The 19650-nt window shown below is 71.3% G+C and carries 16 protein-coding genes and 1 pseudogene; 2 read left to right on the top strand and 15 right to left on the bottom strand.

Features of this window, described 5'->3' with window-relative positions; translation table 11 throughout:
* Positions 1–19: 19 nt before the first annotated feature.
* From AC51EU_RS01185 to AC51EU_RS01170, 4 genes are all read right to left on the bottom strand, one after another.
* Positions 20–808, bottom strand: a complete 789-nt coding sequence (locus AC51EU_RS01185) for an exodeoxyribonuclease III (protein ID WP_496264684.1) — start codon at positions 806–808, stop codon at positions 20–22.
* 30 nt (positions 809–838) lie between these two features.
* Positions 839–1477, bottom strand: coding sequence for an MBL fold metallo-hydrolase (locus tag AC51EU_RS01180; protein WP_496264683.1), 639 nt, complete (start codon positions 1475–1477; stop codon positions 839–841).
* A 65-nt stretch (positions 1478–1542) separates the two neighbouring features.
* Positions 1543–2814, bottom strand: coding sequence for a bifunctional 3-oxoadipate enol-lactonase/4-carboxymuconolactone decarboxylase PcaDC (gene pcaDC, locus AC51EU_RS01175; protein WP_496264714.1), 1272 nt, complete (start codon positions 2812–2814; stop codon positions 1543–1545).
* A 381-nt stretch (positions 2815–3195) separates the two neighbouring features.
* A complete protein-coding gene (locus AC51EU_RS01170; RefSeq protein WP_496264682.1) occupies positions 3196–4155 on the bottom strand; it encodes a LysR family transcriptional regulator in 960 nt (319 codons plus the stop codon).
* A gap of 196 nt (positions 4156–4351) precedes the next feature.
* On the opposite strand from AC51EU_RS01170, the pseudogene AC51EU_RS01165 reads away from it, so the two are divergent.
* Positions 4352–6521: pseudogene (locus AC51EU_RS01165) on the top strand (PHP domain-containing protein).
* On the top strand, positions 6518–6877 hold the full coding sequence (locus AC51EU_RS01160; RefSeq protein WP_496264681.1) for a DUF6300 family protein: 360 nt from the start codon (positions 6518–6520) through the stop codon (positions 6875–6877). The pseudogene AC51EU_RS01165 and the gene AC51EU_RS01160 overlap by 4 nt, the downstream one beginning before the upstream one ends.
* 30 nt (positions 6878–6907) lie before the next feature.
* Here AC51EU_RS01160 and AC51EU_RS01155 read toward each other — a convergent pair whose 3' ends face one another.
* The 11 genes from AC51EU_RS01155 to AC51EU_RS01105 all read right to left on the bottom strand — a co-directional run bounded on the left by AC51EU_RS01155 (position 6908) and on the right by AC51EU_RS01105 (position 19371).
* Positions 6908–7846 (bottom strand): ferritin family protein, encoded by a 939-nt coding sequence (locus AC51EU_RS01155; RefSeq protein WP_496264680.1) that lies wholly within the window; start codon positions 7844–7846, stop codon positions 6908–6910.
* An 821-nt stretch (positions 7847–8667) separates the two neighbouring features.
* Positions 8668–8910, bottom strand: coding sequence for a hypothetical protein (locus AC51EU_RS01150; RefSeq protein ID WP_496264679.1), 243 nt, complete (start codon positions 8908–8910; stop codon positions 8668–8670).
* 2178 nt (positions 8911–11088) lie between these two features.
* Entirely contained in the window at positions 11089–11661 is a 573-nt protein-coding gene (locus AC51EU_RS01145; RefSeq protein ID WP_496264678.1) for a hypothetical protein, read from the bottom strand.
* The gene (locus tag AC51EU_RS01140; RefSeq protein WP_496264677.1) at positions 11658–12779 is read right to left on the bottom strand and encodes an ROK family glucokinase; all 1122 of its coding nucleotides are present in this window, start codon (positions 12777–12779) and stop codon (positions 11658–11660) included. Before AC51EU_RS01140 ends, AC51EU_RS01145 begins: the two co-directional genes overlap by 4 nt.
* Positions 12780–12979: 200 nt before the next feature.
* Positions 12980–13789: an ATP-binding cassette domain-containing protein gene (locus tag AC51EU_RS01135; protein ID WP_496264676.1), complete on the bottom strand. Its 810-nt coding sequence runs from the start codon at positions 13787–13789 to the stop codon at positions 12980–12982.
* Complete coding sequence (locus AC51EU_RS01130; protein ID WP_496264675.1) at positions 13786–14853, bottom strand: ABC transporter permease; 1068 nt, start codon at positions 14851–14853, stop codon at positions 13786–13788. The genes AC51EU_RS01135 and AC51EU_RS01130 overlap by 4 nt, the downstream gene beginning before the upstream one ends.
* Complete coding sequence (locus AC51EU_RS01125; protein ID WP_496264674.1) at positions 14850–15833, bottom strand: sugar ABC transporter substrate-binding protein; 984 nt, start codon at positions 15831–15833, stop codon at positions 14850–14852. The genes AC51EU_RS01130 and AC51EU_RS01125 overlap by 4 nt, the downstream gene beginning before the upstream one ends.
* Positions 15834–16132: 299 nt before the next feature.
* A complete protein-coding gene (locus tag AC51EU_RS01120; protein ID WP_496264673.1) occupies positions 16133–16882 on the bottom strand; it encodes a GntR family transcriptional regulator in 750 nt (249 codons plus the stop codon).
* Positions 16883–16999: 117 nt separating this feature from the next.
* Positions 17000–17836 carry a transporter substrate-binding domain-containing protein gene (locus AC51EU_RS01115; protein WP_496264672.1) on the bottom strand — a complete coding sequence of 279 codons (837 nt, stop codon included), beginning with the start codon at positions 17834–17836 and terminating at the stop codon, positions 17000–17002.
* Between the two features lie 121 nt (positions 17837–17957).
* Positions 17958–18626, bottom strand: coding sequence for a bifunctional 4-hydroxy-2-oxoglutarate aldolase/2-dehydro-3-deoxy-phosphogluconate aldolase (locus AC51EU_RS01110; RefSeq protein WP_496264671.1), 669 nt, complete (start codon positions 18624–18626; stop codon positions 17958–17960).
* 307 nt (positions 18627–18933) lie between these two features.
* Positions 18934–19371: a ribonuclease gene (locus AC51EU_RS01105; protein WP_496264670.1), complete on the bottom strand. Its 438-nt coding sequence runs from the start codon at positions 19369–19371 to the stop codon at positions 18934–18936.
* Between the last annotated feature and the right edge of the window lie 279 nt (positions 19372–19650).

The following is a 19650-nucleotide window of genomic DNA, read 5'->3' as shown; positions in this document are numbered from 1 at the left end:
GGCCCTGCGCGGGAGGGCGTTATCCGACCGTGAGGTCCAGGTCCACGACCACCGGGGCGTGGTCGGAGGCGCCCTTGCCCTTGCGCTCCTCGCGGTCGACATAGGCGTCGGTGACGGCCGTGGCGAACGGGGCGTTGCCGTAGACGAGGTCGATGCGCATACCGCGGTTCTTGGGGAAGCCGAGGGCGCGGTAGTCCCAGAAGGTGAAGGGACGGTCGTACTTCAGGGCGCGGGGCAGGACGTCGTTCAGGCCCGTGCCGCGCAGGGCGGCCAGCGCCTCGCGTTCGGCGGGGGTGACATGGGTCAGGCCGTCGAAGGCTGCCGGGTCCCAGACGTCGTCGTCCGTGGGGGCGACGTTGAAGTCGCCGAGGACGGCGAACGGGCGGGTGCCCGCCGCGTCCTCGGCGACGGCCGTGCGCAGCGCGTCGAACCAGCGCAGCTTGTAGGCGTAGTGGTCGTGGGCGACCTCGCGGCCGTTGGGGACGTACACCGACCAGACGCGGGCCGGGCCGCAGGTCGCGGAGATCGCGCGGGGCTCCTGGACGCCCTCGTAGTCCGGGCCGCCGGGCAGGCCCGTGACGATGTCCGCGAGGCCGACGCGGGAGAGCAGGGCCACGCCGTTCCAGCGGCCGGTGGCGTTGACGGCCGCCTCGTAGCCGAGCTCGCGCAGCGGTTCCACGGGGAACTGCTCCAGGGCGCACTTGGTCTCCTGGACGCACAGCACGTCGGTGCCGGTGCTCTCCAGCCAGGCCAGCAGCCTCGGGAGACGGGCGGTGATCGAGTTGACGTTCCAGGTCGCGATGCGCATGCCGGTAAACCTACCGCCCGGCACCGACAGTCAGCCGAGGACGGTACCGCCGCCGGGGGCGAGGCGGCTGTGGTCCGTGCCGGTGAGGGCGTCGATCATGCCGTCGTAGATCGGCCGGGCGTGGTCGCGCAGCAGGCTGTCGTGGATGTCGACGGCCCGGCGCGGGGCGACCTCGCGGAGGTAGTCGATGATCTCGGAGACCTTGTTCCAGGGGGCGTGGACCGGCAGCAGCAGGGTGTCGACGGTGCGGTTCTCCGGGACGGTGAGCGCGTCACCGGGGTGAAAGACACTGCCGTCGACGAGAAAGCCGATGTTGGTGATGCGGGGGATGTCCGGGTGGATGACGGCGTGCAGCTGGCCGTGCACCTCGACGTCGAATCCGGCGGCGGTGAAGGTGTCGCCCTCGCCGACGGTGTGCACCCGGCCGGGGAAGGCGGCCGCGAGCCGGTCGGCGACGGAGGCGAGGGTCCAGACCTCGGCGGCCGGGTTGGCCTCCAGGCCCGCGCGCAGCCGGCCCTCGTCGAAGTGGTCCGCGTGCTCATGGGTGACGAGCAGCGCGTCGGCGCCGACGGCCGCGTCGGTCTCGCTGAAGCCGCCCGGGTCGATGACGAGCACCCGCCCGTCCTTCTCCAGGCGGACGCAGGCATGGGTCTTCTTGGTGAGTTCCATGACCGTCATCCTGCCGTCTCCGGGCCGCCCGGACGGGGTACCGCGGGGACCGGCCGTGCCCGGGGTCATGCCCGCGGGGTGGTCTCCTCCTGGATCACCCGCTGGGCGACCGCGAAGGCGGCCTCGGCGGCCGGGACGCCGCAGTAGACCGCGGTGTGCAGCAGGATCTCCTTGATCTCGGCCGGGGTGAGGCCGTTGCGCAGCGCGGCGCGGGTGTGCGGGGCGAGTTCCTCGTGGTGACCGCGGGCGACGAGGGCGGTGAGGGTGACGATGCTGCGGGTGCGGCGGTCGAGCCCGGGACGGTTCCAGATCCCGCCCCAGACATGGCGGGTGACGAGGTCCTGGAAGTCACCGGTGAAGTCGTCGGTGGCCGCCTCGACCCGGTCGACATGGGCGTCCCCCAGCACCTCCCGGCGGGTCTTGACGCCCCGGTCGTGGTCACCGTCGTGGACCGTTCCGGGCCGGGCGAGACCGGACTCGATGGCGGCCGGCGCCGGCTGCGGCCGGCTGAGCACGGGCTTCGGCGCGGCCTGGCCGACGGCCGCGGGCGCCGCGCCCGGCCGGTCCTGCCAGGTGGTGGTGAAGTGCCGGACGAGGAGTTCGGTGACGGCGGCGGGCTGCTCGACGGGGACGAGGTGGGAGGTACCGGGCACCAGGGCCAGGCTCGCGTCGGGGATTCCGGCGACCAGGGACCGGGCGTCCGCCGTCGGGGTGTCCTGGTCCTCGGAACCGACCACGACCAGGGTGGGCACCTGCACCCGGCCCAGCGAGGACCGCACGTCGTACGCGGCGAGCGCCTCACAGGCGGCGATGTAGCAGCCGGGGTCGGTGGTCCGCACCATCTGGACGCCCCACTCGACGATGGCGGGCTGGGCCCCGGCGAAACCCGGGGTGAACCAGCGCTCCGGCGTGGTGCGGGCGATCGGTTCGAGGCCGTTCGTCCGGATGACGACACCGCGCTGCCGCCAGGCGTCGGCGGTGCCGTGCCGCGGCGACGAGGAGATCAGCGCGAGCGAGGTGACGCGCTGCGGGCGGGTCAGGGCGAGCTGGGTACCGACCGCCCCGCCGAGGGCGCAGCCCGCGTAGCCGAAGCGGTCCACGCCGAGGGCGTCGAGGGTGGCGACGAGCCGGTCGGCCAGCTCGGCGACGGAGGAGGCGGGGTACGCGGGCGACCCGCCGTGACCGGGCAGGTCGAAGCGGACGACCCGCCAGTGGCGGACCAGCTCGGGGATCTGCCTGTCCCACATGTGCCAGGTCGCGCCCAGTGCGGCACCCAGGACCAGGACGGGCGCGCCCTCCGGCCCGTCGGAGCAGTACTGGAGGGTACGCGTCGGTATCTCACTCACGCCCTGCACGCTCTCATATCTGAGGGCGTCCCACGTGCCCGGGGCACAAGCCGGTACAGGCCTTCCCCCGTTGCGGCGGCTTGGCGAAGATCCTCTGCAACGGGGTTGACGTACGGGCTCCGGGGGCCGTAGGCGGTCCGGAATGCCCCGTCGTGGGCGAGGTGCGTGCGGTACGACGGCGCGGTGCCCGCGGCCGCCGTACCGGGCCTGGCGCCGCCGCACCCCTTGTGACACCACGCCAGAATTCCGGTCCCCGGCGGAACCACGTCCGTCCAAGGACCCGCGCTCAACGCGACCGGACCACCCCGGTCCCCCCGCCCCGGGCCGCGATCTCGCAACGGTTGGTCCGGATGCTCCCGGGGGCGGCGTGGATCACCGCCCCCGGTCCCCGCCCGGCCGTGTACGGCTGTGCGCCCACGCCGGCACCCAGGTCTCGCCGTCCGTATCCCGGCGTACGGAGGTGAGGTACCGGCGGAGCGTCGGGAGGGCCGGGTGCGGGTTGTCGGCGCGCCACAGGAGGGAGTGCGGGTAGACCGGGGCCGGGTCGCGGAGCGGGATGAGGCGCATGTCGTAGCCGGCGGGCCAGACCAGAGGGGTCTGCGTGCCGAGGAAGGTCGCCAGGGTCGAGGACGCCGCGATCGTGTCGACGAGGTCCTCGACGCCGAAGTTGGGGCCGGTGGACTCGATGGTCAGCCCGAAGGCGTCGGCCAGCGCCTCGTAGTAGGCGGTCCATTCGGCGCCGGGGACGTTGCCGGGCATCCAGATGCGGTGGCCGGCCAGCCGGTCGAGGGTGACCGCCGCGGCGCCGGCGAACTCGTGGGCGGGGCCGGTGAACAGGTGGAGCGGCTCGTCGTGGACCGGGGCGATCTCGATGCCGTCGGGGATGCGCTGCCCGGGCATGGTGACGGCGCGGAAGGTGGCGTCGATGGTGCCGTCCTGGAGGGCGGCGACGGCCGCTTCGGCGCCGGGGAGGGTCACGACGTCGAGGGCGGTCCCGGGGTGGGCGCGGTGGAAGCCGCGCAGCAGACCGGCCACCGAGACGCGCCGGCCGACCACGTCGACGCGCAGGGCGCGGCTGCCGGGGCGTACCGAGTCCTTCGCCCGTTCCTCGGCCTGGAGCAGGGTCCGGGCGTGGGGCAGGAACACCTGCCCGTCGATGGTGAGCCGCGCGCCGCGCGGTGTACGGGTCAGCAGCCGCACACCGAGTTCCCTCTCCAGGGCGGCGACGCGCTTGGAGACGGCCTGCTGGGTGAGGGAAAGGTCGGCGGCGGCCTTCTGGAACTGGCCGGTGTCCGCGACGGCGGCGAAGGTCCGTACGGCGTTGAGGTCCACCCGGCCCACGGTATCGGTACAACGTTCCGTTGTGTGCTGCCGGTGCGGCGGTTGTTTGATCCACCGGCTCCACCAGCTCTTTCATAGGGGCGGTCAGCGCGGGGCCCTGCTCCGCTCAACGCCTGGTTGCCCTCCTGGGAGTGAGGTGCCCGTGCCGGATTCCTTCGTCCACCTGCACAACCACACCGAGTACTCGATGCTCGACGGCGCGCAGAAGCTGCGGCCGATGTTCGCCGAGGTGGCCGGGCAGGGCATGCCCGCGATCGCCATGAGCGACCACGGCAACATGTTTGGCGCCCATGAATTCGCTCACGTGGCGAAGGACTTCGACGGGGTGAAGCCCGTCATCGGCATCGAGGCGTACCTGGCGCCCTCGTCCCGGTTCTCCCGGAAGCGGGAGTGGTGGGGGCCGGGTGGCCGCCGGGCCGTGAGTGACGACGGCGAGGGCGCCAAGGACGTCTCCGGCGGCGGCCGCTTCACCCATATGACCATGTGGGCGTACGACGCCCGGGGGTTGCGCAACCTGTTCCGGCTCAGCACCCGGGCCAGTTACGAGGGCCAGTTCCCGGCGGGCAAGCCGCGCATGGACCGCGAGCTGATCGCCGAGATGCCGGAGGGCATCATCGCCACCACCGGCTGCCCGTCCGGCGAGGTCCAGACCCGTCTGCGGCTGGGCCAGTACGCCGAGGCGAGAGCCGCCGCCGCGGCCTACCAGGACATCTTCGGCCGGGAGAACTACTTCCTGGAACTGATGGACCACGGCCTGGACATCGAACGCTCCGTCCGCGACGGCCTGCTCCGTCTGGCGAAGGAGCTGGACCTCCCGCTCCTGGCCACCAACGACGCCCACTACGTCACCGAGGAGCAGGCCGACGCCCACGACAATCTGCTGTGCATCGGCGTCGGCAAGAACAAGGACGACCCGAACCGCTTCCGCTTCAGCGGCTCCGGCTACTACCTCAAGAGCGCCGCGCAGATGCGCGCGCTGACGTCGACCTCGACTTCGACGACCGCCAGCGCGACCGGATGGTCCGTTACGTCACCGAGAAGTACGGCGACGAGTACACCGCCCTGGTGAACACCTTCGGCCGGATCAAGGCCAAGAACGCCGTCAAGGACTCCGCGCGCCTCCTGGGCTTCCCCTACTCCCACGGCGAGCGCATCACCAAGGCGCTCCCGCCGGACCAGAACGGCAGGCCCGCCCCGCTGGACGCCCTGTTCGACCCCGCCCATCCTCGGCTCCACCCACCACCTTCTGGTCTACCAGGAGCAGATCATGGCCATCGCCCGGCAGCTGGCCGGCTACACCCTGGGCGGCGCGGACATGCTGCGCCGCGCGATGGGTAAGAAGAAACCGGAGGTGCTGGCCGCGGAGTGGGAGAAGTTCCACGGCGGCATGCGGGCCAACGGCTACTCCGACGAGGCGATCAAGGCCCTGTGGGACGTGATGCTGCCCTTCTCCGGCTACGCCTTCAACAAGTCCCACACCGCCGGCTACGGCCTCGTCTCGTACTGGACCGCCTACCTCAAGGCCAACTATCCCGCCGAGTACATGGCCGCGCTGCTCACCTCCGTCGGTGACGACAAGGACAAGGCCGCCGTCTATCTCGCCGACGCCCGCGAGAACGGCGTGCGGGTCCTTCAGCCCGATGTGAACGAGTCGGTGGCGCAGTTCACCGCGATCGGCGACGACGTGCGGTTCGGGCTGCGGTCGGTGCGCAACGTCGGCGACGGCGTCATCGAGGCGGTCACCGAAGCCCGCCGCGGCGGGGGGCCGTTCACCTCGTTCGCCGACTTCCTGCACCGGGCCGGCCTGCCCGCGATGAACAAGAGGGCCGTGGAGTCCCTGGTCAAGGCGGGCGCGTTCGACTCCCTGGGGCACTCCCGCAAGGGACTGACCGCCGTCCACGAGGAGGCCGTCGACGCGGTCGTCCCCCTGGGCCGTCGTCCGCCTCGCGGACCGGGACGCCGGGATCGACGTCCTGTTCTTCCCGGCCGCCTACCAGCTGGTGGGGCACGCGCTGACCGAGGACGAGGCCGTCTCCGTCACCGGCCGCGTCGAGGACCGTGACGGTACCCGGAGCGTCTTCGGCCGGGAACTCGCCGTACTGGACGTGTCCTTCGCCGAGCACGGGGAACGTCCGTCGGTCCGGCTCGCGCTGGCGCTTCACCGGATCACCGAGCGGTCCGTGCGCGCACTGCGGAGCATCCTCGCCGAGCACCCGGGCGACAGCCCCGTCCACCTCAGCGTCCGCGGCACCCGCACCACCACCGTCTACTCCCTGCGCACCAGGGTGAACGCCGCCTCCGTCGCCTCCGACGTGAAGGGAACGTTCGGCGCCGACGCCTGGATCGGCCTCGTATGACGACCGCCGCCGCCCGGACCGGGACCTTTGCGCTGAGGACCTGCGCGACCCCGCCCTGCCCGCGCTGCGCGGCCCCGGCGCTGCTGGTGGCGCGCTACCCGCACACCTGGCGCAACCGGTCCGGGCAGCCGGTCGGCGGCCTCAAGGAGACGCTGCTGTGCGGCTCCTGCGACGCGGACGACCCGGCGGCCGGCGAACTGCTGGCGTTTCTCGCCGGGAACGGCCACCGGGACGCCGCACGGCTCCCCGCGTTCGGCACGCTCGTCCACGACTGGCTCGACGTCGTGCGCCACCGCGCACCGGACGGCCGGGCCCTGGACGAGGAGGAGGCCCGGTGGAGGGCCGGTGACCTGTGACCGGGTCTCCTCGCCGGGCCGGCCCGCCGGTCAGCGCTGCCGGTTGAAGGCGTTCTCGAAGGCACGGGCGTTGCCTGCCGCGTCCCGGGCGTTGCGGGCGAACAGTGCGGCGGCCTGGGCGTCGCCGGCCCGCCTGGCACGGCGGGCGTAGGTGGGGTACAGGGTGTCGGACTCGTTCCGCTCGTTCTTGAAGGCGGTGGTGAGGTTGTCGCGGGTGGGGCCGACGATGCCGGCGAGTTGCGCCGCGCCGGCGAAGTGTTCGCGCCGTTCGACGTCGGCGGTGCCGGTGAACAGGCGGGACAGTGCCTGGTTGCCGTACGTGGTGGCGACCTTGGCGAACTGCCGGTACGTGGCCGACGCCACCGCCTGATCGTGCAGCGCGGTGTCGAGATTGCGTTTCGTCCGCGCCGCGCGGACCTTGGGCGGCCCCGACCGGACGGTCACGGGGGTGACGGCGGGAGGCGCCGGGACGGTGCCCTTGCCGGTGCGGACGGCCTCCAGTGCCTTGGTGAACGCGGCGTGGTGGCCGGCCTCGTCCTTGGCGGCCTCCTCGAAGAAACGGGCGGCGGCGGTGTCACCGTCCTGCCGGGCCTGCCGGGCGAAGGCGGGGTACGTCGTGTGCGCCTCGTGGTCCTCGTCCTTGACGGCGGCCCGCAGATTGGCCTCGTTGTTGCCCACCAGACCGCGCAGCTTGGCCGCTTGGGCGAGGGGGTCACGCTGCTTCACCGTGGCCGTGCGCTGGAAGAGGCGGTGTACCGACGACTGTCTCTCGGCCTGGGCCTGGTCGGCGAACAAGGAGTAGAGGGCGTAGGCATACGCCTCACGCCGTATCGACGCGTCGAGATCTGTGCGGGTCTGCGCGCGCAGGGCGGGAACCGCCGCTGGAGCCGCCGTGGCGGTGCCCGCGGGCCCGCCGACCGCCATGACCAGGGCACCCATCGCCAGCGCACGCATCGGGAAACGGATCATGTGGACCTCCGCACTCGGACCGGAGCGGCCCCCAAGGCATCACACCAATGAGTGACGTCCCGGGCCATCGTGGCGTGGCGATCGGGTGACGGACCTGGTCACGTGCGGTAACGGTCCGCATGGTTTCGGCAGGGCGGAGGAGAGCCGATGGGCGGGAGCCGGGTCGCTCCTTCGGCGAAGGTGACGGGAGTGGTGTGCGGTGGCTGCCGGGTGTGCTGTTACTCGGCGGGGTGGGCGGTCCTCGGCGGGTGACGGACAGCGGTGTCGCGGAGGGCGAGGAGACGGCCGGGGCCGGCTCGTTGCCGCACCGGCCTTGCTTCGGCCCGTCGAAAACGTCCATGTGATTCCCGCTCAGGGGGCGTACGCGTCTTTCCGTCCGCACTCCGGAGCGCGGGGTGCCCGGTTTCGATGCCGAGAATGACGGACGCCGGTGCGACCGGAGCCTTTTCCTCTGGTCACATCGCCGTGGAGCGGTCGTGAGAACCGTGGGAAGGGGCGGAAAAGGTCGTGGGGAGGCAGCAAGAGCGTGATGACGGTCCAACCCGAAAGTGCCGCCGTCCGCAGGACGGGCGCCTTCGGACGCGCCGCCCGATGGCGTCCGTTTCCGTCAAGGACAGTGCCCGACCGAAGACTTCCCGGTCATTCGGTGAGCTGGTCGATGCCGAATGTGGGCGTCACCCCTGGAGGACCGAGCGCCGATGTGGGCGATGCCGCAAAGGGGTGCGGTCCCCGGTTGTGCCCGGGGACCGCATCAGTCCTCGCTCACTGAAGGTGCGCCGGCGGAAACGGCCGGCACGCCCAGCGTTTCTGGGGCCAGATGCCTACTGACACTGACTCCTGCCGATCGCGATCACGGTGAAACCGGAATCCTGAAGAATGTCACCGAGTTTGGCGACGATACGGGAACAGGTGGCGGTCGTCTCGTCGGCGGCGACTGTGACGACGGCCCCGCGACCAAATGACTTCCGGTCAGAGGTCGGGGTGGCGACGACTGTCGGCGTATCCCGGAATGCGGGGGAGAACGTGAGGGAATAGACGCCCTCTTTTTCGTGCCGTACGGACATTCCCGAGGCCACCCTTGTGGTGCCGTCGCGAAGCACTTCCGCCTGGGCCGCCTGGAAATCGGTTCCCGATCCGGGCGGTCCTTGCGGCCCTTCCGGTCCTTCGGGCCCCTCGGGTCCCTCCGGCCCTTCCGGTCCTTCCGGTCCCCTCGGGCCCTCGGCGCCTCGCGGCCCTTGGGGGCCTTGGGAGCCTTGGTCCCCCTTGGGGCCTTGGGGCCCCTGAGGTCCTTGCTCCCCCTGGTCTCCCTTGAGGCCCTGGATGCCCTGCGACCCCTGCTGCCCTTGCTCTCCCCTGGGGCCCTGGATGCCCTGCGGCCCCTCGTTCCCCTGTTCCCCCTTGTCCCCCTTGGGTCCTTGCGGGCCGGGACTCCCTGGATCACCCTTGTCGCCCTTGTCACCCTTCATGCCGGGCGCCCCCGGGTCTCCCGTGTCCCCGCGGTCGCCCCTCAGGCCCTGCGGGCCGGGGACTCCTTGTTCTCCCTTGTCCCCTTGCTGCCCTTGAATGCCCTGAGGGCCTTGGTCCCCCTTGTCTCCCCGCTCACCTTTGGGCCCCTGTGGGCCTTGATCACCCTTCGGGCCCCGCGGACCCCGTTCACCGGTGTCGCCCTTCAGCCCCTGCGGCCCCGGATCACCCTTCGTTCCCTGGACGCCCGGGTCACCCTTGTCGCCCTTGGGGCCCGCGGGACCTGTGTCCCCCTTCGGCCCCTGGAGACCGCGGTCTCCCCTGTCACCCTTCGGTCCTTGCGTGCCGGGGTCGCCCTTCGGGCCCTGCGGGCCGGTATCGCCCTTGTCGCCTTCGGCGCCCTGGGGGCCTTGGTCACCCTTCGGCCCACGACTCCCCCGGTCGCCCTTCGGGCCCTGAGGACCTGGGTCTCCCTTCTCGCCCTTCTCCCCCTTCGGCCCCTGAGGGCCTGGGTCACCCTTATCCCCCTTCGGGCCCTGAGGCCCCGGAGGCCCCGGCTCACCCTTCGGCCCCTGGGGGCCCGGTTCGCCCTTGCCGCCATGGCGGAGGATGAACTGGAGCTCGTCGTCAGGGTCGGCGGCCGGGAGGGAGATGTGCGTCTTGTAGACCTTCGTGTTCCCCTTGGGATCGGTGGACGTCACGCAGACCTCGAACGTCCCGGACTTCCCCCCGAATTCGACCTTGCCGGTCCACACGCTGTCCGAGCGGGTCAGCGGATACGGCCCCTGGGCGAACGCGGGGGAGGAGATTTCCGCCTTGACGCACTCGCCGTCGATACCGGCGACACGGACGCTCGCTTCGATCCACGGGCGGGGTTGGGGATTCCAGTCGATTTCGATCGTTGTCGGGCAGGATTTTGCGGCCATCGCATGGTTTCCTTTCGGATGCTGCCGAAATTCCCTACTGCGGAAACATCGCTTCGGTAATCCGAAAAAGAACGCGTCAACGGAACCTCTCGTCCGGCCGCGGTGACGACCCGCCGGACAGACCCTCTGGCACCGCTTGACACACTCCCATCCGTCGATCGCTCCGAGGTAACGCGATCTCAGATGAGGCTTTCTGCATCATTCTCTTTTCTCTCCGAAGAGGCGCGAAATTGTCATGCCAGCGTCAAACTTCGCACGATCCGGCACCACAGGGCGGCTCTGTCAAGGACGAGTTCACCCCGGACTGCCGGATTTCCGGCGATCTCTGGTCGGACACGGCGTCACCGCGGAGGCGATGATGTCGACGCCGTGAAGCGGCCCCCTGCGACGAGGCCCAGACAATTTCTCATTGGTCCACCAATTCTTCCCGTGCGGCCTCACAACTGATCCACCCGTTCGAGCGGTAGGCCCAGAGTCGGCTTGACGAATGATCCGCCGATGCACCGCATAACCGTAAAGCGCTGCGCCACCTATAAATCCCAGCGAACCATGACCACGGTGGGGACGGTGGAGGCGGCGGCAGCAGGAAAAGCCCCGAGGAGGCGCCGCACGGTCAAGTGAAGTACGGGGTGGCGGAGTGCGATTTCGGCGGGGGCTACCAGAGATACGCCGCGCCACCCCTTCGGAATACTGACAGCAAAATTTTCCGCGGGGTCGACCCATGGTCATGGCAATTCTTGGCCCCACGACGGTTTTACGACCGCGGGGAGAGCCGGCGGTCAAGGACGTCAATGTCCGCGACGTACGCGCGGCCGACATCGCCACCACGGGCGGTCAGGCCGCGACGCCCCCTCAGAACCGCACAGTCGACACCGTGTGGACGACCGGGTGGCCCGGCTCGTCGAAACTGACGGTGATCTGCTGTGAGGGATGGGGCGACGGCTTGTCCTCGCTGAGTCCGGCCCAGCGGCCGTCGCCGCTGAAGTCCCAGCCGACCCGGGCGGCCTGTTCGGGGCTGATGGTGACCTTGCCCTTCTTCAGGGCGGACGGGCTCGTTCCGACGTCGGCGAGATAGCGGCCGAGACCGGCCTCGTCGGTGCGGAACTGCACGTACAGCGAGCTGGTCTCCCAGGAGTTGGCCTCGTAGTAGTAGACCGGGGTGGAGCCGTCCGGCACGGGGACGTTGTAGACGCGCTGCTGGACGCGGGAGGGGAAGTCGTTGGTGAGGCCGGTGGCCGCGGCCTCGGCCTCCTTCTCCACTCCGCTGTCGCGGCTCTGTTCGGCGGAGATGACGATGTAGCCGGCCGGGACGGTGATCAGCAGGAAGACGATCAGCGCCTTCAGCCAGGGGCGGCGCCGTTCGCCGCGGCGTGGTGCGGCCGGGGTCCGGGGGTCGTGGGAGGCCCGGGTATCGGTCTCGGTCATCGGCGGCCCGTCCGTTCGTAGCGTTCGTACCGTTCGACGCGGCGCCGGTTGGCCCGGCGGAAGCGGCGGGCGACGAGGCGGGCGAGGTCCGCGGCGCCGACCATGCCGGCCTCGGGGCCGAGCTGGGCCTTGGCGATGCGGGCCTCGGGGCGGTAGCCGCGGCCGGTCAGGGTGCGCCGGAAGGCGTCCCGGGCCGGGCAGATCAGCAGGTCGTCCGCGGCGCTGACGCCGCCGCCGATGACGAAGCAGGACGGGTCGAGGGCGGCGGCGAGGTTGGCGATGCCGACGCCGAGCCACTGTCCGATGTCCTGGAGGAGTTCGACGCACATGGCGTCGCCCTCGCGGGCCAGTTCCGTGATCAGCGGCCCGGTGATGTCGCCGACGCGCCCGCCGACCCGCTCGATGATGTTGTAGGCGACCGGGGAGTCCGCCGCGGCCAGCTCGCGGGCCTCGCGGACGAGGGCGTTTCCCGAGCTGTACTGCTCCCAGCAGCCGCGGTTGCCGCAGGGGCAGCGGTGGCCGCCGGGCACGACCTGCATATGGCCGAACTCGCCGGCCACGCCGTACCGGCCGCGCTTGACCCGGCCCTCCTCCAGGATCGCGCCGCCGATGCCCGTACCGAGCGTGATCATGACGAGGTGGTCCTCGCCGCGGCCGGCGCCGAACCGCCACTCCGCCCAGGCGGCGGTGTTGGCGTCGTTGTCGACCATGACCGGCACCGCGAGGCGGCCGGAGAGGCGTTCGCGCAGGGGCTCGTTGCGCCAGTTCAGATGGGGGGCGAACAGGACGGTGCTGCGGTCGGCGTCGACCCAGCCCGCCGCGCCGATGCCGACGGCGTGGACGTCGTGCCGGTCGGAGAGGTCGAGCACCAGGTCGACGATGGTGTCCTCGACGACCTTGGGGCTCTTGGACTTGTCCGGGGTCTCGGTGCGGACCTGCTCCAGGATGGTGCCGTCCGCGTCGACGACGCCGGCCATGACCTTGGTGCCGCCGATGTCGATACCGACGGTGGGCACCCGCGGCGCGGTCAGGTGCGAACGGCGCTCGCGGGTGCCGACGGTGCGCAGCACGGTGGCGCGGGCGGAGCCCCGGTGGACGCGTTCCCGGTAGGAGCTCATCGGTCCTTCTCCCCTCGACCCGCCGCTGCGACTGTGCGGCTGCCGGTACGGTCGGGGCGGCTGCGTGCTCGCAAGAGTCGTCTCGTCCCTGCGGGTCGGGAGGCCGGGGCCTCGGCGTGCGTGTCCGTTGCGATTGTGCATCACCCGCGGTGTCCGGCGCACCGCGGTGGGCGGGCGCCGGACGCGGGCGCGGCGGCGGCTCAGTGCGGCCGGTGTCCGCCGGGGAACTCGGGTGGCGCGGTGCGTGCCAGCTCGTGGCTGAGCTGCTCCAGCTCGCTGCCGCCCGCCATTTGGCGGGTGAGTTCCTCCAGGGTGATCTCCGCTTTGGTGTGGTTCCCGGCCATCGTGCCGCGCTTGAGGAGGACGAAGCGGTCGCCGACGAGGTAGGCGTGGTGCGGGTTGTGGGTGATCAACACCACGCCGAGTCCGGCGTCCCGGGCGGCCGCGACGTACTTGAGGACGACGCCGGACTGCTTGACGCCGAGCGCGGCGGTCGGTTCGTCGAGGACGAGGACCTTGGCGCCGAAGTAGACGGCACGGGCGATGGCGACGCACTGGCGTTCGCCGCCGGAGAGGGTGCCGATGGGCTGGTCGACGTCGCGCAGGTCGATGCCCATGCGCAGCAGCTCGCCGCGGGTGGTCTCGCGCATGGTGCGGACGTCGAGGCGGCGGAAGGGGCCGCGGCCTTTGGTGGGTTCGGAGCCGAGGAAGAAGTTGCGCCACACCGGCATCAGCGGGACCACGGCGAGGTCCTGGTAGACGGTGGCGATCCCGCGGTCGAGGGCGTCGCGCGGGGAGGCCAGGCGGATGTCCTCGCCCTCCAGGGCGAAGGTGCCGGCGTCGTGCTGGTGCAGCCCCGCGATGATCTTGATGAGGGTGGACTTGCCGGCGCCGTTGTCCCCGAGGACGCAGGTGATCTCCCCCGCGTGCACCTCCAAGGAGACCCCTTCCAGGGCCTTGACGTTGCCGTAGTACTTGCTGACGTCGGCGAGTTCGACGAGGGCCGTCATGCTGTCGCCTCCGCGCGTCGGCGGACCCAGGCGTTGAGGAGGGTGGCGAGCAGCAGCATCGCCCCGAGGAAGAACTTGAACCAGTCCGGGTTCCACTGGGCGTAGACGATGCCCTTGCTGGTCATGCCGAAGATCAGGGCGCCGACGGCGGAGCCGATCGCCGAGCCGTAGCCGCCGGTCATCAGACAGCCGCCGACGACGGCCGCGATGATGTAGAGGAACTCGTTGCCGACGCCGTCGCCGGACTGGATCGCGTCGTACGAGAACAGCAGGTGCTGGCCGGAGATCCAGGCGGCGAGGGCGACGCCCATGTAGAGGCCGATCCTGGTCCGGGTGACCGGGACGCCGACGGCGCGGGAGGCGTCGGCGCCGCCGCCCACCGCGAAGATCCAGTTGCCGACGCGGGTGCGCAGCAGGATCCAGGTGGCGAGGGCGACCAGCGCCAGCCACCACACGATGGTGATCTGGATGTCCACGCCGCCCAGGGTCAGATGGGAGGCGAAGACCGCGCGGGCGGAGGCGAAGCCCTCCATGTCGGCGATGGACTTGGTGGAGACGGTGCCGCCGATCAGCTTGGTGAAGCCGAGGTTGAGGCCGGTCAGCATGAAGAAGGTGCCCAGCGTGATGATGAAGCTGGGGAGTTTCGTACGGGTCAGCAGGAAACCGTTGAAGAACCCGATGGCGAGGGTGACCAGCAGGGACACCCCGACGCCGACCCAGGTGTTGGCGGTCATCTGGTAGCTGACCATGGACGAGACCAGCGCGGAGCTGACGACCATGACACCGGCCGAGAGGTCGAACTCGCCGCCGATCATCAGCAGCGCCACGGGGACGGCCATGATGCCGATCGTGGAGGACGCGTAGAGGACGGTGGAGAGGCTGGCGGCGCGCAGGAACGGTTCGGCGGCGAGTGCGAAGAACACGAACACGGCGACCGCGCCGACCACCGACCCCAGCTCGGGACGGCCCAGCAGGCGCCGCACCAGGGACCGGTGCAGCAGCCGTTCGTCGGACCCGGCCGGCGGGCCCGAGGGGCTCACGGGGGATGCCTCGGTGGTGCTCATCGGGTCCCCCGCTTCGTGTACTCCAGGAGCACCCCGGCGTCCTTCTTGGTGATCACCTGGGGGCCGGTGAACACCGGCCGGCCACCGCCGAGGACATCGCGGTTGTACTTGTACAGCCACAGCAGGTCGACGGCCTGGTAGCCCTGGAGGTAGGGCTGCTGGTCGACGGCGAAGCCGAGCGAGCCGTCCTTGAGTCCTGCGGCGACCTGCGCGTTCAGGTCGAAGGTGTCGATCTCGGCCTTGCTTCCGGCCCGCTCCTTGGCCTTGACGGCGGTGGGCGCGAAGGGCGCGCCGAGGGTGACCACGGCGTCGATGGAGCTGTCCGCCTGGAGCTTGGACTCGATGGAGGACTGCACGTCGGGCATGTTGGTGCCCTCGACGTAGAGCTTCTGCAGCTCGCCGTCGAACGTCTTCCGCGTGCCGTCGCAGCGCTGCTCGTGGCCGACGTTGCCCTGCTCGTGCAGGACGCACAGGGCCTTCTTCTTCCCGCGCCGGTTCAGCTCCTCGCCGACCGCCTCGCCGGCCATCGTCTCGTCCTGCCCGACATGGGTCAGCGCGCCGAACGCGGTGGACTCCTCGGCCCCGGAGTTCACCGTGATCACGGGGATGCCGGCCTTCTCGGCCCTGGCGACGACGTCCTTCATGGCGTCGGGCTTGGCGAGGGTCACGATCAGGCCGTCGACCTTCTGGTCGATGTAGGACTGCACCAGCTGGCTCTGCCGCTGGGCCTCCTTGTCGTGCCCGTAGACGAACTTGACGTTGTCCTTGGCGGCGGCCTGCTGGGCGCCGTTCTGCACGATGTCCCAGAAGGTGTCGCCGTCGCCGGAGTGGCTGACCATCGCGAAGGTCCACCGGGGGGTGTTCACGGCGGCCTTTCCGCCGGCGGCCTGCGCCGCGCGCGCTTCCTCGGCGCGTTTGCCCCCGGTACTGCTGCACCCCGCGAGCGAGGCGCCGAGCACCGCCACCAGCACGGCACTCATGACGCGTACGCCTCTTCGAACCCTTGCCACGGACTGCCCTTCCCGCTGATCGTCACGCTCTGTGGGACCCGGATACGCGGTGTCGCGTACCGGTACCGGTTGCCCGGCCCCAAACGCCCAAGTATCCGTTACCGGCGATCTGTGCCGGTTGATGGGGTCCGGTCCCTGTACGACCGGGCCGCGCCGTACGGGCCCGGAAGGCATTCCAGCGGCGCGCGGCCGGCCACGTCAACGGTACGGGGAAGGGCGGTCCGTACGGGCGGGCGGGGCGTGCGGGGGACGAATCCGGGCAGATCGGGTCAGGAGCGGACCAGCAGCTGGAACTCGAACGCGTAGCGCGACGCCCGGTAGACATGGGAGCCGAACTCGACCGGCCGGCCGGTGTCGTCGAAAGCGGTGCGCTGCATGGTCAGCAGCGGGGCACCCTCGGGCTCGTCGAGCCGCTCGCCCTCCTCGGCGGTGGCGGCCTTGGCGCCGACGGCCTGCCGGGCGCTGTGCAGAGTGATCCCGGCCGAGCGCAGCAGGCGGTAGAGGCCGGTCTCCTCCAGTTCGGCGGGGCCGACGTCCAGCAGTCCGAGGGGCAGGTGGTTGCGGAGGTGGGCGACGGGCTCACCGTGCGTGAAGCGCAGCCGCTCGACGAGCATCACCTCCGTGCCCTCGGCGATCCCCAGGGCGGCGGCGACCTCCGCGTCGGCGGTGGTGGTGGTGAGCCGCAGGACCCGGGTGGCGGGCTTCTGCCCGGCGGCCTCCAGGTCGTCGTAGAGGCTGCTCAGCTCCAGGGGGCGCTTGACCTGGCTGTGCACGACCTGGGTGCCGATGCCGCGGCGCCGCACCAGCAGACCCTTGTCGACCAGCGACTGGATGGCCTGCCGGACGGTGGGCCGGGACAGCCCGAGGCGGCCGGCCAGCTCGATCTCGTTGCCGAGCAGGCTGCCGGGTGCCAGTCCGCCGTTCTCGATCGCGGACTCCAACTGCTGGGCAAGCTGGAAGTACAGCGGAACCGGGCTGCTCCGGTCCACGCTGAACTGAACGGCCCTGTCGGCGCTCACGGCTGCTGCATCGCGTTTCCCCACGCTCGCGAGCGTATCGGCCGGGGGTGATGACGGGAAGTCCAGAGGTCACATTGTCCGGACATGAGGCGAAGTCGGGGTGGCGGTGCCCCGGGGTCAGGACATCCAGGCGTCCTCGTACGCGGCGTAGGTGCCGTCGTGGGTGGCGAGGTGCACCCACTGGTCGACGTACTGCCGGAAGGCGGTGTCGCCGCGCGGCAGGGCGTACGCCTTCTCGGAGAAGGTGAGGGGCTTGTCGGGGCGGACCGCGCACAGCTCGGGGTGGATCGTGGCCTGGTAGCGGGTCTCGCTGGCGTCGGTGATCATGACGTCCGCCCGGCCGGCGATGATCTCGCCGAAGACGGTGGTGTTGTCCGGGTGGACGGTGAGGGTGGCCTTCTTGAGGCGGGCGCGGGCGAATTCCTCGTTGGTCCCGCCGGGATTGACGACGACCCTGGTGCCGGGCCGGTCGATGCGGTCGAGGGTTCCGTAGGCGTCCTTGTCGGCGCAGCGGACCAGGGGTGCCTTGCCGTCCGTGCGGGTCGGCTCGCTGAAGGCGACGGCGCGGGCGCGCGGGAGGGTGATCGAGACGCCGCCCATCGCGATGTCGCAGCGGCCGGCGGCGAGGTCGCCGACGATCTTCGCCCAGGTGGTGGCGACATAGCGGGGCCTGGCGTCCAGGCTCGCGGCCAGGTCGCGGGCCATGGAGATGTCGATGCCGCGGTGGCGGCCGGTCGCCGGGTCGCGCTGGGTGAACGGCGGGTAGTCGCCGGTGGTGCAGACGCGCAGCACGCCGCGGCGGGGGACGGTGTCCAGGAGGGTGGCGTCCGGGGACGCGGTGGTCGTCACGGCCTTCGCGGCGGTGTCGTGGGCGCTGCGGGCCGGGGCCGAGGGGGCGGCGACGGTGGCCGTGAGCAGACAGGCCAGGGCGGTGAGCACGGTGGCGCGCTTCATGGGGCTTCTCCTCATCCGCGGGCGAAGCGCTCAGGCTCGCAGAGCGCGCGGCGGTGGTGAAGCCCCTGACCGGTGGGCGGGACGGTCCGGGCGCCGCGGCCGGGACCGTCCCGCCGTCCCCTCAGCCCTCGTAGAGGCCGGCGGTGGCGCCGGGGCCGGTCCGCTCCGGGGTCGCGTCGGCGAGCCGGGCGAGCAGGTCGGCGGCGCGTTTGGCGACGGTGTCGCGGTCACCCTCGGACAGGGCGGGGCCCATGCCGACCGCGACGGCGCCGGCCGCGATCCACTCCGGGGCGTTCTCGACGGAGACGCCGCCGGAGGGCAGCAGTGGCGCCTGCGGCAGGGCGGCGCGGACGTCGCTGACCCAGGACGGGTCGTACGACGACGCCGGGAACAGGGCGAGCGCGTCGGCGCCCAGCTCCAGCGCGCGGACCATCTCGGTCGGGGTGGCCACGCCGGTGAAGACGGGGACGCCGTAGCGGTGGCCGGTGCGGATGATCTCCGCGTCCAGGCCGGGCGAGACCAGGAAGCGGGCCCCGGCGTCGACGGCCGTACGGGCCGACGCGGCGTCAAGGACGGTGCCCGCGCCGATGACCGCGTCGTCGCCCAGTTCGCGGGTGAGGGTGGTGACGGCCTCCAGTGCGAACGGGGTGGTCAGGGATATCTCCAGGCTGGTGATGCCGGCCGACAGCAGGGTGTCGGCGGTGGCGCTCGCCTCGTCGTACGTGGTGCTGCGGACGATGGCGCACACCCGCTGCGCGAGCGCGGCCCGGGTGATCTCCCAGCGGTACACGGCAGTTCGCCGTCCTTCCTCGTCTCCGACGCCTAGGACCGCCCGCCGCGGCCGCGGCGGTACGGCACTTTCCTGGGGTGTGCCACGGCGGCCGGCCGGATGTCGGCCTCTTTGCCGCCGATGCCCGCCGTTCCGCGTTTCTCCCGAAACGCTACCGGCAGCCACTGACAATCCTCCCCCAGGGGTGCGTCCACCGCGCCCCTGCCGACGGGTCCGGACGAGGATTCACGGGCGCACGACGCGACGGCGGCCGGGGTGCGGGCGCACCCCGGCCGCCGTCGTCGCGCTTCGCGCGGGACGCTCCGGCTCAGCAGCCGAAGTCGATGCGGTTGAAGGTCTTGTAGTGGTCGGAGGTGTAGTAGTCCTCCTGGTTCTGCTTGCCCGTCACGATGCGGCGCGCACCGCGGTTGGACGAGCCGGGGGTGACGACCGTGAACTCGTGGTAGTAGCCGCTGCTCTGCTTCGGCAGCACGCCCTCACGGTTCTGGAAGACGGTGCCGTCCTGCGGGTACGGGTAGGGGCCGCCCTTGCCGATGAGCTTCAGGGTGTCGTGGGCCTGCGACGGCAGCTTGGAGTTGCAGATCTTGCCGACGGAACGGAGGTCGGTCGTCGCGGAGTGCGCCGCGACGGTGGGCGCGGTGTGCGCCGTGGCCGGGGTGGCGGCGACGGCGGTCCCGCCGAGGAGAAGGGCCGATACGAGGGCGCCCGCGGCGCCGATCCGGGTGATCCGTGGGGGGATGCTCATGCCCCCAGGATGACGCGCGTAGACAGAAGCGTGTCAACGGCAACGGTCCGAAGTTTCCCGGGAGTTCACCGTTCGCGGACATTGAGGAGAAGTCTCTTCACCGCGTCCGCAGAATGCTTGACGTTCGTTCACCTCGCGACCACCGGGAAGGCCGCGCCGGCCCCTTCCGCCGCCACCGCCGACCGCGTCACGGCCGCCCCGGACGCCCCGCCCCGCCACCGCGGCACACCGGCCCGCCCGCCCGCGATCACCGCGGGCTTTTGCCCAACAGGCAAAACT

The sequence above is a fragment of the Candidatus Streptomyces philanthi genome (assembly GCF_059553635.1).
Note: the sequence above shows the minus strand (reverse complement) of the source record. Positions and strands in the feature narration are given on the sequence as shown.

Coding starts and splice junctions, on each gene's coding strand:
- AC51EU_RS01155 (WP_496264680.1), bottom strand. CDS start 7,846: ATGATCCGTTTCCCGATGCGTGCGCTGGCGATGGGTGCCCTGGTCATG.
- AC51EU_RS01135 (WP_496264676.1), bottom strand. CDS start 13,789: ATGACGGCCCTCGTCGAACTCGCCGACGTCAGCAAGTACTACGGCAAC.
- AC51EU_RS01140 (WP_496264677.1), bottom strand. CDS start 12,779: ATGAGCTCCTACCGGGAACGCGTCCACCGGGGCTCCGCCCGCGCCACC.
- AC51EU_RS01105 (WP_496264670.1), bottom strand. CDS start 19,371: ATGAGCATCCCCCCACGGATCACCCGGATCGGCGCCGCGGGCGCCCTC.
- AC51EU_RS01125 (WP_496264674.1), bottom strand. CDS start 15,833: ATGAGTGCCGTGCTGGTGGCGGTGCTCGGCGCCTCGCTCGCGGGGTGC.
- AC51EU_RS01145 (WP_496264678.1), bottom strand. CDS start 11,661: ATGACCGAGACCGATACCCGGGCCTCCCACGACCCCCGGACCCCGGCC.
- AC51EU_RS01180 (WP_496264683.1), bottom strand. CDS start 1,477: ATGGAACTCACCAAGAAGACCCATGCCTGCGTCCGCCTGGAGAAGGAC.
- AC51EU_RS01115 (WP_496264672.1), bottom strand. CDS start 17,836: ATGAAGCGCGCCACCGTGCTCACCGCCCTGGCCTGTCTGCTCACGGCC.
- AC51EU_RS01160 (WP_496264681.1), top strand. CDS start 6,518: ATGACGACCGCCGCCGCCCGGACCGGGACCTTTGCGCTGAGGACCTGC.
- AC51EU_RS01150 (WP_496264679.1), bottom strand. CDS start 8,910: ATGTCCGTACGGCACGAAAAAGAGGGCGTCTATTCCCTCACGTTCTCC.
- AC51EU_RS01185 (WP_496264684.1), bottom strand. CDS start 808: ATGCGCATCGCGACCTGGAACGTCAACTCGATCACCGCCCGTCTCCCG.
- AC51EU_RS01130 (WP_496264675.1), bottom strand. CDS start 14,853: ATGAGCACCACCGAGGCATCCCCCGTGAGCCCCTCGGGCCCGCCGGCC.